The organism is Glaciecola sp. HA4-3, from assembly GCF_055693685.1.
This window is the reverse complement of record NZ_CM146340.1, coordinates 237,959-251,108: the sequence shown is the minus strand read 5'-3', so window position 1 is coordinate 251,108 and position 13,150 is coordinate 237,959. Positions and strand designations below refer to the sequence as shown.

Annotated in this window: 15 protein-coding genes; 8 read left to right on the top strand and 7 right to left on the bottom strand. The window is 40.7% G+C overall.

What is annotated here, in order from left to right; genetic code table 11:
* Nucleotides 1–14 precede the first annotated feature (14 nt).
* The 7 genes from ACZ1G6_RS01165 to ACZ1G6_RS01135 form a co-directional block, all read right to left on the bottom strand.
* The gene (locus tag ACZ1G6_RS01165; protein ID WP_472619019.1) at nucleotides 15–908 is read right to left on the bottom strand and encodes an NAD(P)-dependent oxidoreductase; all 894 of its coding nucleotides are present in this window, start codon (nucleotides 906–908) and stop codon (nucleotides 15–17) included.
* Nucleotides 909–1,132: 224 nt separating this feature from the next.
* Complete coding sequence (locus ACZ1G6_RS01160) at nucleotides 1,133–1,450, bottom strand: polysaccharide lyase family 7 protein (RefSeq protein ID WP_472619018.1); 318 nt, start codon at nucleotides 1,448–1,450, stop codon at nucleotides 1,133–1,135.
* A 58-nt stretch (nucleotides 1,451–1,508) separates the two neighbouring features.
* Nucleotides 1,509–2,564 (bottom strand): polysaccharide lyase family 7 protein, encoded by a 1,056-nt coding sequence (locus tag ACZ1G6_RS01155; protein WP_472617700.1) that lies wholly within the window; start codon nucleotides 2,562–2,564, stop codon nucleotides 1,509–1,511.
* Nucleotides 2,565–2,623: 59 nt separating this feature from the next.
* Nucleotides 2,624–4,570 carry a chondroitinase-B domain-containing protein gene (locus tag ACZ1G6_RS01150; protein ID WP_472617699.1) on the bottom strand — a complete coding sequence of 649 codons (1,947 nt, stop codon included), beginning with the start codon at nucleotides 4,568–4,570 and terminating at the stop codon, nucleotides 2,624–2,626.
* On the bottom strand, nucleotides 4,563–4,937 hold the full coding sequence (locus ACZ1G6_RS01145) for a hypothetical protein (RefSeq protein WP_472617698.1): 375 nt from the start codon (nucleotides 4,935–4,937) through the stop codon (nucleotides 4,563–4,565). The genes ACZ1G6_RS01150 and ACZ1G6_RS01145 overlap by 8 nt, the downstream gene beginning before the upstream one ends.
* Before the next feature lie 222 nt (nucleotides 4,938–5,159).
* The gene (locus tag ACZ1G6_RS01140) at nucleotides 5,160–5,606 is read right to left on the bottom strand and encodes a polysaccharide lyase family 7 protein (RefSeq protein ID WP_472619017.1); all 447 of its coding nucleotides are present in this window, start codon (nucleotides 5,604–5,606) and stop codon (nucleotides 5,160–5,162) included.
* Nucleotides 5,607–5,647: 41 nt separating this feature from the next.
* Complete coding sequence (locus tag ACZ1G6_RS01135; protein WP_472617697.1) at nucleotides 5,648–6,196, bottom strand: polysaccharide lyase family 7 protein; 549 nt, start codon at nucleotides 6,194–6,196, stop codon at nucleotides 5,648–5,650.
* Between the two features lie 191 nt (nucleotides 6,197–6,387).
* Here ACZ1G6_RS01135 and ACZ1G6_RS01130 point away from each other — a divergent pair, with 191 nt between their 5' ends.
* The 8 genes from ACZ1G6_RS01130 to ACZ1G6_RS01095 all read left to right on the top strand — a co-directional run bounded on the left by ACZ1G6_RS01130 (nucleotide 6,388) and on the right by ACZ1G6_RS01095 (nucleotide 13,110).
* Nucleotides 6,388–7,767, top strand: a complete 1,380-nt coding sequence (locus ACZ1G6_RS01130) for a TonB-dependent receptor plug domain-containing protein (protein WP_472617696.1) — start codon at nucleotides 6,388–6,390, stop codon at nucleotides 7,765–7,767.
* The gene (locus tag ACZ1G6_RS01125) at nucleotides 7,757–9,241 is read left to right on the top strand and encodes a TonB-dependent receptor domain-containing protein (RefSeq protein WP_472617695.1); all 1,485 of its coding nucleotides are present in this window, start codon (nucleotides 7,757–7,759) and stop codon (nucleotides 9,239–9,241) included. The genes ACZ1G6_RS01130 and ACZ1G6_RS01125 overlap by 11 nt, the downstream gene beginning before the upstream one ends.
* 1 nt (nucleotide 9,242) lies before the next feature.
* Nucleotides 9,243–9,437, top strand: a complete 195-nt coding sequence (locus tag ACZ1G6_RS01120) for a hypothetical protein (protein ID WP_472617694.1) — start codon at nucleotides 9,243–9,245, stop codon at nucleotides 9,435–9,437.
* Between the two features lie 33 nt (nucleotides 9,438–9,470).
* Nucleotides 9,471–10,217 carry an SDR family NAD(P)-dependent oxidoreductase gene (locus ACZ1G6_RS01115; protein WP_472617693.1) on the top strand — a complete coding sequence of 249 codons (747 nt, stop codon included), beginning with the start codon at nucleotides 9,471–9,473 and terminating at the stop codon, nucleotides 10,215–10,217.
* Between the two features lie 86 nt (nucleotides 10,218–10,303).
* Nucleotides 10,304–11,047 (top strand): TRAP transporter substrate-binding protein DctP, encoded by a 744-nt coding sequence (gene dctP / locus ACZ1G6_RS01110; protein WP_472617692.1) that lies wholly within the window; start codon nucleotides 10,304–10,306, stop codon nucleotides 11,045–11,047.
* Nucleotides 11,040–11,300 (top strand): hypothetical protein, encoded by a 261-nt coding sequence (locus ACZ1G6_RS01105; RefSeq protein WP_472617691.1) that lies wholly within the window; start codon nucleotides 11,040–11,042, stop codon nucleotides 11,298–11,300. The genes dctP and ACZ1G6_RS01105 overlap by 8 nt, the downstream gene beginning before the upstream one ends.
* Complete coding sequence (locus tag ACZ1G6_RS01100) at nucleotides 11,297–11,821, top strand: TRAP transporter small permease (protein WP_472617690.1); 525 nt, start codon at nucleotides 11,297–11,299, stop codon at nucleotides 11,819–11,821. The genes ACZ1G6_RS01105 and ACZ1G6_RS01100 overlap by 4 nt, the downstream gene beginning before the upstream one ends.
* Nucleotides 11,821–13,110, top strand: a complete 1,290-nt coding sequence (locus ACZ1G6_RS01095; RefSeq protein ID WP_472617689.1) for a TRAP transporter large permease — start codon at nucleotides 11,821–11,823, stop codon at nucleotides 13,108–13,110. The genes ACZ1G6_RS01100 and ACZ1G6_RS01095 overlap by 1 nt, the downstream gene beginning before the upstream one ends.
* The last annotated feature ends 40 nt before the right edge of the window (nucleotides 13,111–13,150 follow it).

The window sequence follows — 13,150 nt, the reverse complement described above, 5'->3', positions numbered from 1 at the left end:
CAGTACGAAGTGGTCTATTTATCTAATTCAAGAAAATAATCAAAAATCTCTGGTACGTTACCGTTTCCCATGCCTGCATCAAATGCGGCTTTGAGATTAGCAGATGAACCTTCAGCTATTTGTGATTGCGTTCCCAGATCATTTACCATTTCTAAAAAGTACGCTAAGTCCTTATTTGCGTTAGCAATCGAAAACCCAAGATCACTAACGTTGTCTACAGCATAGTTTTTACAAAACTGCATAAATGGCGATGTAGAAGGGCCAGTAGACATAATATCGAAGAGCTGTTGACCATCAACGCCTGCGCGTTTGGCCACTGCAAATGCTTGAGACATGGTACAAACTGTTGTCATCCCCATGAAGTTATTAATCAGTTTGGTCGTATGACCAGCACCAAGCTTACCTAGGTGAAAAACATTTTCGCCTTGCTGCTCCAAAATAGGTAAGACTTTCTCAAAAGTATCTTTATCGCCAGCAGCCATAATGTTGAGCAAACCATCTTTAGCATGCGCTGGTGTCCGACCTAAAGGCGCATCAATCATTCCAGCACCTTTTTCAGCAAGGTCTTTACCAATTTTGCAGGTAGAAGCGGGTATTGAAGTGCCAAAATCAATCAATACGCTGCCAGGTTTGATACCTTCCAATATACCCTGTGCGCCATACACTAGCTTTTCGACAATAGCGGAGGTTGTTAGACATAACATGACGATATCGACGCCTTGTGCTAACTCTTTGGGCGTATTTGCTGTAGTTGCTCCGCGCGCAATACACGCATCGACCGCTTCTTTGTTTAAATCCATAACGGTAAGCTGAAATCCCCTGTTTTGGAGATTTTCAACCATATTTCCACCCATTAATCCTAATCCGATAAACCCGATTGTTGGTTTTGACATATTTAGTTCCTCGATGTGTTCGTCTAGACGCTTAGGTAGTCTTTTTTATAAAAATAATTAACGTCTTTAAGTGTGTTTTTGTGAAATCGTTTCTAACATCAGTCAACCGGCATTTAAAACACAGATGAGCATAAGCTACGATGATCTCGACATTTATTGTTTCTTAACAGTATTTGTTACTATCCAATTTGTCAACCAATTATATAAAATTAGTTAACCATTTTGCTATGTGTGAATTATTATTCACTATCGGCATAACCATTGTGACTATTTTTTATCTCATAAAAGGTCGCTTTTGCGAACTCGCCGACTGCCGAATTGTTTAAGTGGTAAACACCTACTTTGAAGTACATGTACTGATCATCCTCATCATACAAACTTTCAGACATATCAAAATCCGACGTCACATCCGGCTTTCCTTCCCTTGAAATAGTGACGCCTAGCGTATTTGCGACGACTTCTATGTGGTAGGTAAACTTTTCATCAAGTGCGATTCCATCTTGAGGATTAGACGCGCTGCTGCTTCTAGACCCAATCATCTCTACCCATGTTTCAATACTGTCGCCACTGCCATCGGTTTGTCTGCTTTCATGAGAAAAATAGATAGCACCGAGATCATTGCCTTAGTAATTTTCGGTAATAAAGTCTGATTGGCTCATCATCATTTGCATGAATTTGTCCAATGACCAATCGACCAACCTGAAACCTTTCACCTGTTTGCGTAACTTCGTTCACGGCAAGCGTTACGCTGAGTTTACCGTTAACACCCCCTGCTGAATTCTGAGCTTGAGCAGGAGCACTGCCAAAAACCCAGTTATTTGGATTCACTCCTTGCGTACGGATGCTATTGTCACCTCTTCTAAGCATTTCTCTTAGCTCGACTCTAACATAGCTTGTATTTTGCGATGTTTTAAAGCCTTGAGTGGGTGAGCGCATTGCAATACCACCGTCATCGGTAGCATAAAAATATTCAGAATTGGTATAACCGTTTGCCAATTCATCTTCAAAAATATTGTCGGCGGTGCCCGAGTTATCATCATCACTAGGCACACTCAAATACCAATCTTGTAAATCAATGCCTAATTCATTAGGAAAGGTTTGAGAAATTAAACCATTGCCCTGAACACAATTAAACACCTCAACTTCTACTATACTGTTCACATCATTATCAGTATTACCCAAACCAACAATACGTATATATCTTGCATCAGTTTGCTCAAAGGACACCAGCTCAAACCCGCTATGCCTGCCGCTAGATAAGGCATCATTTGTTGTATTTTCCCAGCTTGTTTGATCATCAGAAACCTCAATGATGAATTTCGCTTGTCGTGTACTCCCTTGATACCACTTGACTTGTAATGCTCCGACTTGCTTTATTTCACCAAGATCTAAAGTTAGCGATTTATTCATCCCCCGTGATGACCAGCGTGAGCTTGCGCCTGTGTCACCGTCAATAACGTTTGACGGAACATATGGAGGAGTAAAATCACCTTCATCACTTACACTAGATATGCTAAGAGGCATTGCAGAGCATTGCTCGGCGGTAGGCACCTCAACAGATACTGGAGGATCTGGTTGTATTGCTGGTGGTGGTTCAAGCTCATCACTTGAACCGCCACAAGCACTTAACAAGCAACTAATGATTATCAATGGGCTAATCAGACTGCGCATTGTTTATCCTTTGGGTAAAAATGAGCTACAGCAATTGCTGTAGCTGCACAGTATGAACCTTAGTCTTGAGAATATGGACCAACATCATCTTCGCTGAGCAAAATCAACTCGCTTGCATCAGCACCTTTGCCTGCATCAGCATTTTGTCCAACCCATAAACCATTGCTAGCAGCCACGATATCTGCGCCGCCCTCAGCACCAACAACGTTGTTGCTGCTACCTGTAAATGATTCCATAAAATTGTTGCCGCTGTTTGTGTAAACAGAAGAGTAGATATTATTTCCATCAAAATCAGACGCAGGGTCTATATCACAGTCATCTTGAAACGCTTCACGACCCACACCGTTATTTTCATTACCGGTAAGCGCACCCGTTTCGCCATTTGCCACTAGGTTGTCATCAAAGTCGACAAGAAAGGCAACTGGGTTTTGTGAATCAAGACATTCTTTAGAGGCAAATTCAATCGCTTCACGGCTGTTAAGAATTGTATTGTTGGCAATAGTAACGACCGCTGGGGTTGCAGTTCTATTACCTGAGCCATCTAATATGTCACTATTGGCAAAAATACCACCACGGTCACCCGATGTTGTGCGCAAGCCTGCAATGTAATTGTTGGTAATAGTATGTCCATATGGACCATAGCTGATGCCACCATCGTCAGAATTTTCACCGGTATTAATAATAATATTATTGCTCACTGTATTATTGTTACCGTCTTCTAAGGCAATCATTCCGGAGCCATCTAAGAAGGTATTATTAGAGATGACATTGTTACCCGACTGGACGCGCATATATCGACGGTCAAGATTAACGTTAGTGAATAAATTAAATTCAACCGTGTTTAAACCATCAGCTTGAGAAGAAGAACCTGTTGAGCGACCCACCTGTATCATATATGAACTGCTGCTTCTTGAACCGTCACTATCGGAGCCCGCAAACCCAAAGTCTTTAAACAAATTATAACTTACAACATGGTTTTCTTGACTATCTGCATCATCATTATTGTAGATAGAGATTACGGCACCTTTCTCTTTGTCACGTTGTTGTGTTGTGTCAGAAAAAAGGTTGCGAGTGATCAAGTTATTGACCCCTTTTACGCCAATCCAAACAAAATCACTAAGCCCGTTAGCTGCTGCTTCATCAATAATACTGTTGTTTTGAAAAACAATATTGCTACCAGACAAATATATGGCGCTTGGGCCGTTGCTTGAGCAAGTAGAAGAGTCGAGTAAAGAAATTCCTGAAAATGACAAACCATCAAGTGTTATGTCATCACCTGAGACGTGTAAGCACAAGTTCCCAGACAGGCTAGCTGTGCTATCGTTCACTAACACTACTGAACTGTTATTCGCCGCTAACGTAATTTCATTAGCAACATCATCGCTACTATCATAGTCACCGCTATTTAGCCCAATAATATCGCCATCCTGAGCAGATGCACTGGTAGAGATGAGCTCAGCAAGATTGTTCACAACAGTAGAAAATACTATACCCTGTGCTTCAAACGATACATCTTCGCTAAAACCGTCGTCATCAGTGTATGTTGTTGATACCGACAATACTTTACCTAATTGATCTGCCGTTGGCGTAAAGCTTGATGAAACAGCATCAGCAATAACTTCACCGTCTGCCATCCATACGTAAACCGCAGTACTGCTGCCATTGGGATCAACTAAATCAAGGTCTATTTGCGCGCCAACTGTTAGCACATCTGAATTTGCAATACTTAAGGTCGCCGGCGTATTTACTGCTGCACTAACAACTGGGCCAACTGGGTCTGAGGTAATTGTTTCACTAAATTCATCATCATCAATGTAGCTAACCGTTAAAGTAATTTGTGCACCTTCAAGCGTACTTGTTAAGACTAGGGTACTTGATGTTTCGCCATCAATGTCATTGCCATCTGCAGCCCACTGGTAGCTGATGTCACCAGATATGTTGTTTCCATCTGTTAATTGTGCACTTAAGGTCTGGTCGACCGTCGGAGCACCTTGAATACTAAGCACACTTAGGCGAATTTACTGCTAATGCTTCTACAACGTCACTTAAGGCTGACGTATGTGACTCTTGTAATCCTTTGGTGTCGGTATATACCGCAGAAGCATAAACTTGCTCGCCTGCTTGTGCTGCAGTTAGGACGAAGGTTTCCCCTTGTGCATCTTCTATTTGCTGCCCATTTACAAGCCACCTATATACGAGGGTTGATTGTTGGATACCATCTGGATCACTTGCTCTAGCAGTGAGTGTTTCACCTTCCAAAGCAGTACCAGAAATACTGATGCTGCCTCTTCGGTTTTCTTCTGAATCACTGCCTCCACAGGCAGTTAGCGCGAAACTTAATGCACATAAAGTCAGTGTGCTTACCTTCTTCATAATGTTCTCCATGAGGTATCTTTAGCAAATAGTGGGTAAACTTAAATTATAAACTTACCAAATATTAATTTTAATTATTACCAAAAACGAGATTTTGTTAATAATTGGTATGTAAACATGTCATTTAAATTATTACCAGAAAAAAATACATTTTATTAACATTTATTTACTTGTACTTAATTCTGAAACTGGTTAAACGCTCTTTGTTTACGAATAAGCGTGTTAAAATTCATAGCCATGATGTTTGTTTTCAATGTGATAAAAAGTAGCTTGAACGAAATCATTTTTATCCCCGGTATTGTTTTGGTTGTATACGCCAGCCTTAAAGTACATGTACTGATTTGAGCGGTGATAGCCACTGTCACTCATATCATATGTCTGAGTCACATTTGGTTTTCCTTGCCTTATCAATGTGACGGATAACAAATCACCCTCTACTTTTATGCGGTAGCTAAACAGCTCGTTTAAAGCAATACCATCGATTGGGTTTTCAAGTGTGTGTGAACGAGAACCAACAAGATTCACCCATTGGTCGTCTCCCCCATTAATTTCATGGGCAAAGTAAATCGAACCTAACTCATTATCAGGCAGCTTGCGATAATACAAGCGCACAGGCTCATCTTTAATTGCGTGGATTTGGCCAATAATAACGCGACCAACTTTTTTAATGTCACCGGTGGTTGATACCCTATTTACCGATAAAGTGACATCTAGCGTACCGTCGACTCCCCCTGCTTTTTTTGCCCTTTACGGTGCATCGAACTAAACACCCAATTGTTCTTATTTACGCCTTGAGTTTTTATGCGTGTATTGCCTCTGCGCAACATCTCTCGCAATTCCGTTCGAGTGTACTTAGTATTTTTTGACGTCTTGGCGCCATAATTTGGCGCGACAAATACCAAACCACCATCTTCAGCGGTAAAGAAAAGCGGCTTTAATTCGAAACCATTGGCAAGATAGGGCTCATGTATAGTGTCGGCTTTGTCATCTTTGTTTGAGTCGATGGGAAGTGTAAGATGCCATTCAAGTAAATCGAAATTTTCTGAAGGCTTTAAGCTTGGATCTAATGCATCGATATCGCCTAGTAAAACGCCATCTTTTAAATCATTGTCTACCACATCAACACTTGCAAACGTTGCTGTTGAAATTAAGACTAAAAATGCACTTAAAATAAGACCTCGGATTGGCGTAAATGTAAAAACTTTATTAACAAATATCTTGCTGCACGCCAGACAATCTTTTTTCACTTCCAAGTTCATGAGAGCCTTTCTCCTTTTGAGACACCATTTAGACCAAAATCAATATGCCATAAAAAATTTTGTATTACCAATATTTTAACATTTGGTAATAATTAATTTAACTATTGGTCTTTTTAAAGGTTGACAATTGTCGCAATGATTGTTTACATACTGATAGCAAGTTGTTTACAAGGACTAGGACGAGGAAAATAATGAAAATACACACGCCCGTGAGCAAACTCTATCAAGCAATTAGATCATCAAAAATGAAACCTTTACTTAGCTCAGGCCTATGCGCAAGTGCATTGCTGTCAGTCAGTGCTGTTTATGCACAAGAAACAAATAACACTGCACAAGAAGCTGATGATGCAACAACCGAAGTCATTGAGGTTACCGGAGCGCGTCGTACTATTCAAAAAGCCATCGATATAAAGCGAGAGTCAACTACCATCGTAGATGGACTATCGGTTGACGATATAGGCGAACTGCCTGCTTTATCAATTGGTGAAGCGATCGAATCCATTACTGGTGCTTCATCTCATAGAGAACAAGGCGGCGCGACAGAAATCTCAATTCGTGGTTTAGGCCCTTATCTTGGTAGCACAGTGATGAATGGTCGAGAGGCCGCTAATGGTAGTGGTGACCGCTCTGTCAACTTTTCACAATTTCCATCTGAGTTATTCAACAAAATTGCGATATATAAAACTCAAGAAGCTAGCCTTATTGAAGGTGGCGTGTCTGGGCAAATACAACTTGAAACGGTTAAGCCTTTAGATTTCGGTAAGCGCAGAATTCAAGCGGAATTTAAAGGTAACTGGAACCCTGACTCTGACAACTTAGAGAATCCAGCCAGAGACTTGGGGTCTCGTCTTACTGCAAGTTACATTGATCAATTTGAAACAGACAAGTTAGGTGAAATCGGTATTTCTATCGGCATTCAATCGAACAAAGCGACCAACCCAGAACAAGAAGCCAGAACAACTAGTGGTTGGAGAGATTGTGCAAATGACCCTTCACAACCTGGCAGAGGCGTATACTCAACTGGCAATTGTGACTCTAATGGACTTGATTTACGCGTCAATCCTGATTCTGGTGTAGCACCAGATGCAAACACGCCAGTAGTATTTGTGCCAAGCTCATATTCATATCGCCAGAACATTACTGATGATGACAGAGAATCAATATTTGTTGCTTTGCAATGGCAGCCAAATCAAGATATGGAATTTAACTTGGATTACCAAAGTTCTGATAGAACATTCCAGGAGAATCGAAACGATCTTGTATTTGCAGAAAACAGACGCATAGATTCACCAGACGTACCATTAAGCGACCGTTTACCCGGCGATTTGATCGTCACCCAAAGCGGCGCTGTGTTATCAAAAACAAATGAACAACGAATTGAAACTCATTCTATTTTCCAAGAAAGAATTGAAGAATATACAGGCGGTGGCCTCTCATTTGCTTACGACATAAATGAAAGCTTAAAAATAAGCGCTGATATATCAAGCTCTGAAACTAATCGTAGAGAAAACATATTCCAAACGCGTTTACAGTCTGAACCGGTAGACATTAACGGAAACGATGTGCCTTAGCGCCGCAAATAATGGCCGAGTAGAAACAGCGATTGAAATAGGCCAGAACGGCTCTCATATTCCTATCTTTACTGTACAAAATTTTGATGTAAATAATCACGATTTATATGCTGATGCAGCAAGAACACGCGTCGACTTAAACCAATTTAGAAATAACAAAATAGATGCGTTTAGAACTGACTTAGAATACATCCCACAGATGCAGGTAATTACCCAGATTAAAGCGGGGGTTCGCGTATCTAAGCTTGAATTTGACAGTGTGCCAAGGGTTCGCGACGAGTACACCATTGCTGATGCGGACATTGCTGCAATCAGTCAAGAATGTCGTAATAATGTTTTCCCAGAAGCTAACTTTTTATCATCCGTTTCAGGTGGCCAACCTTTGATTACCAATGTTGATGATAACGGAAACGTTATTTCTGCTGGTACAGGCAATACTTACGCGACCTTTGATGCGGCGTGTTTAGCCCAAGGAGTCATTGGTGGTGATATTGTCATTCCTCAGCCCAATCAACAGATTTCAAATGTTAACGTAGAAGAAGAAACAACCGCATTTTACTTACAAGCAGATTATGACACTTTTGTCGGTGACTATGGCGTACGAGGCAACTTTGGTGTGCGTTTTGTAGATACCAAAGTCACTTCAGTTGGCCTAAGAGGCACACTAACTGCAGTGTTTGATACTGAAGGGGCGTTAACAAACATCGTCCCTGACAATAGTGAGCTAGTTGAAGTAACTGGTGGCAGTGACTATTCTGAAATATTGCCTAGTGTAAATGTTATCGTCGATTTGTCAGATGACGTCTTGCTAAGAGGCGCTTTATACAGAACGCTTTCTCGTCCAGACCCATCAGACTTAGGTTTTGGTCGCTCTTTTTCAGGTCTTGATGAAGAAGCCTCTGGTGATACTTTAATTACCGCTATTGGTTTAGCGAATGCTAACGGCAACCCAAATCTACAACCACTAACTGCTTGGAATGCCGATTTGGCGATAGAATGGTATGCTAATGAAGATACCTTGTTAGCACTTAGTACCTATTACAAGAGCTTTGAAGGTGGCTTTGAAAATACCTCTCAAACAGAAACCTTTACCGTAGATGGTCAAGCAATTGATACGATTGTGACAACCACTCAAACCACTAACGAGACCAGTGCAATATATGGCGCTGAAATTACTGCCACTCATGCATTCACATACTTGCCAGAGTACTTCAATAATTTAGGAGTCAAAATCAGCTATAACTATGCTGAGTCTGACTTTGAGTTTGAAGATGCACAGTTTGGTGCTTCTACCATTGTAAATGACGGCATTGCAATAGAGCGTGTTGGTATTGTTGACCCAGCTGAATTGTTTGGATTATCCAAGCACGTAATGTTTGCGCAGTTATATTACTCAGACGGTGGATTCAATGCTTCATTGAACTATAAGTATAGAGACGAGTACTTTCAACAGTTCATATCCACACTAAGGTAATTTGCGATATATCGATGACACTGAAGTATTTGAAGCACGTATGTCTTATCGTGTAAATCGAAATGTTAAGGTATCACTTGAAGCAATAAACCTATTTGACGAGCCAAGAAAGCAATCTAATCCAGCTCGCGATAATTTTTCTGAAATTAATGTCTATGGACCAAGAGTGTTTGCTGGTATCCAAGTAAGATTCTAATCTTGCTTGGTCTGATTCTTGTAGGAGACCAATATGTCATTGAAAGATAAAGTAGTAATTGTAGCGGGAGGCGGTCGTGATATCGGTGCAGCCTGTGCCATAGACTTAGCCCGACAAGGTGCAAAAATTGTATTTACTTATCACTCAAGCGAATCTGAAGCTAACAAGGTGTTGGGTATTATTGAGGGCTTAGGTGTTGACGCACAGATGCTACAAGCAGACCTAACTCAATTAGACGATGTCAATAGAACTGTGAACACTGCTCTTGAATGCTTTGGCAAAATTGACGCTTTAGTGCATGTATCAGGTGGATTAGTCGGACGCTATACGGTAAGTGATATGGATGTTTCACACTGGACTAAAGTAATGGACGTTAATTTAACATCATTATTTTTAATGTCTAAAGCCGTAATACCTTATTTAAATAAAGGTAGTAGTATTGTTACGTTTTCATCCCAAGCTGCCAGGGATGGCGGGGGGCCGGGAGCGGTTGCATATGCAACATCAAAAGGTGCCGTTACAACATTTACAAGAAGCTTAGCAAAAGAACTTGGACCTGATATTCGAGTCAATAGTGTCTGCCCAGGAATGATCAGCACAGGTTTTCACGATACCTTTACAAAAGATGAGGTCCGCGTGAATGTAGCTGCTTCTACTGTTTTAAAACGAGAAGGCAGCTCAGAAGAAGTGGCTAAGCTTGTAAGTTTCTTAGTCAGTGATGATTCATCATATATGACGGGTACCAATATCGACATTAATGGCGGCTTATTGTTTTCATAGATAAAACGATGCTCTGTTGTTTTTGAGCTTTTATTTATACGATTCAGTCTTTGCACTGAATTTTGCTTATTGTAAGGATAATGCCCATGTTGGCTCGCTATAAAATCCTCTTAGTGTTTCTTTTTTTAGGTGCATTTGCCACTGGAATACTAGTGTTTTCAAAGGCGCAAACTGATGAAAAAAGAATTCTTAGACTTGGTCATGCAGTTGATTTAGAACACGCTGTTCACAAATCACTTGTGTATTTTAAAGATGAACTTTCTAAGGTGTCACAAGGTAAGTTAGATCTTGAAATATACCCTAGTGGTCAATTAGGAACTGAACGCGACTTAATAGAACTGCTGCAAATTGGAAGCTTAGCGATGGCCAAAGTATCAGTTGGCCCATTAGAAGCATTTGTTCCTCAAATGCAAGTATTTAGCCTACCTTATGTTTTTGATGACGAAGCTCATTTTTGGCGCACAATTGAAAGCGACTTAGGTAAAGAATTACTACTATCTCCATTGGCGGTAGATTTACGAGGAATAGCATTCTTTGATGCCGGCAGCCGAAGCTTTTATACATGCCCTAAACCCATTTCATCGCCAACTGATTTAGAAGGCATGAAGATTAGAACGATGAAAAGCCAATCGGCGGTGTCTTTGATGCGAGCATTAGGAGCCTCTGCCACGCCAATTTCTTTTGGTGAACTGTATACAGCATTGCAACAAGGCGTTGTTGATGGCGCAGAAAATAGTCCTATTACTTACTACAAAGCAAGACACTACGAAATATGTAAAAACTTCACGCTAGATGAGCACAATACTATTCCTGAGTATTGTCATGTTTAGTGAAAAAGTGTGGGGCAAACTAAGCGAACAAGAAAAACAGTGGATTGAAACGGCAATGAAGACCACAACAGTTTATCAACGTGCTTTGTGGAAGTCAGAAACACAAGTGGCACTAGACGCACTGGATGCGGCTGGTATTAATATCATATACCCAGATAAAACACCTTTCCAAAACAGTGTACAAGAATTCAAGAATAGCTTTACTGGTACTCCTGTTGGTGAGATTTTGGATAAAATTGAGGCCAAACGATGAACAAACTTAATGCAGCGCTTAAGGTCCTTGATCTATGCCTAATTCGCTTTTTACAAGCTCTGTTGTTGCTTGTCACTGTTGTTGTTACATGGCAGGTGGTTTCTCGTTATGTGCTCAATGATCCTAGCTCATTTACCGAAGAGCTCGCTAGATTCTTGCTTATTTGGATCACCTTATTGGGATGTGTATATGCATATCGCCATAATAGCCACCTTGGTTTAGATATGGTGTATTCCCAAGCAAGTGAGACTTATCAAAGGTGGATGTATAAATTTATTCATCTATGTGTAGGCTTTTTTGCACTATGTGTGATGATTATTGGAGGGTACTTGCTCATGAATATGACTGAGCAACTTGGCCAATCATCTCCTGTTATGGGTATCGATATCAGTTTGATATATTCGGTTGTACCTGTCAGCGGAGTGCTGATTTTATTCTACTCAATCATTGGAATTGTAACGCCATTTGAAGCACAACCATCAAATGATATACAAGCGTCTACTCAAGAGGGACAGCAGTAATGACCGTTCTTTTTCTTTTATGTCTATTTTTTCTACTACTTTTTATCAACGTGCCAATTTCATTTGCGCTTGGTCTATCTACCTTTATATTCATGGTAAGCTCCATCGACTTTTTCCCTGCAGCCGCAACCGTTGCGCAAAGGATGACTAACGGGGTAAATAGCTTCGCCTTAATGGCAATTCCGTTTTTTATTTTGTCTGGTCAAATCATGGCACAAGGTGGGATTGCGAAACGTTTAATCAATTGCGCGATGGCTCTGTTAGGCGCTTTCCCTGGCGGATTAGCGCTAGTAAACGTGCTATCTTGTACACTGTTTGGCGCTATTTCTGGCTCTGCCGTTGCTGCGACATCTGCAATAGGGAGTTTTATGGTGCCGCAAATGAAAAAAGCGGGGTATAGTCCAGAATTTTCTGCATCTGTTACCGCAGCGGCATCCACAACAGGCTTGTTGATACCCCCTAGTAATATTTTAATTATTTATGCTATTGCCAGTGGCGGCGTTTCAATATCTGCTTTGTTTTTAGCTGGGTATATTCCTGGATTACTGTTAGCGCTTGCCTTAATGGTGTGCTGTGTAATTTATGCAAAACGCAAAGGCTTTACTAGCTCACAACGCTTACCGATTAAAACCGTTTTGACTTATGTATGGCAAGCAGTACCAAGCTTAGCGCTAATCTTTATTGTCATGGGTGGCATTATCTCAGGTGTATTTACACCAACAGAAGCAGGCGCAATAGCCGTTATTTATGCATTTATCTTGGCCGCTGGTGTATATCGCGAGATAGACTTAACAAAATTCAGTGAGATTTTAAGTAAAACGATTGAAACCACAGCAATTGTGCTTTTTCTAATTGCTACTTCATCGGCCTTATCGTGGGTGTTATCGTATGAAAGCATCCCACAAGACCTGACAAATGCCCTATTAACTATCAGCGAAAATCCATTAATGATACTGCTTATCATTAATTTAATACTGCTGTTAATTGGCGCATTTATGGATATGACACCTGCTGTGTTGATTTTCACCCCTATCTTTTTACCCATTGCAGTTTCACTAGGTATCGACCCCTTACAATTTGGCATTATGATGATACTTAACTTATGTATTGGCCTATGTACTCCGCCAGTGGGCGCTATCTTATTTGTAAGCTGTGCAGTGTCTAAAACAAAGATTGAAAAGATGGTTAAACCAATGCTGCCGTTATATGTCAGCATGATCATTGTGCTATTTATGGTGGCAATGTATGCACCACTTAGTACCTACTTACCTAATTTAATAACTCCCTAGACCAAGTCAAAAGGCTTCTTATCCAGAAGCCTTTTTTATA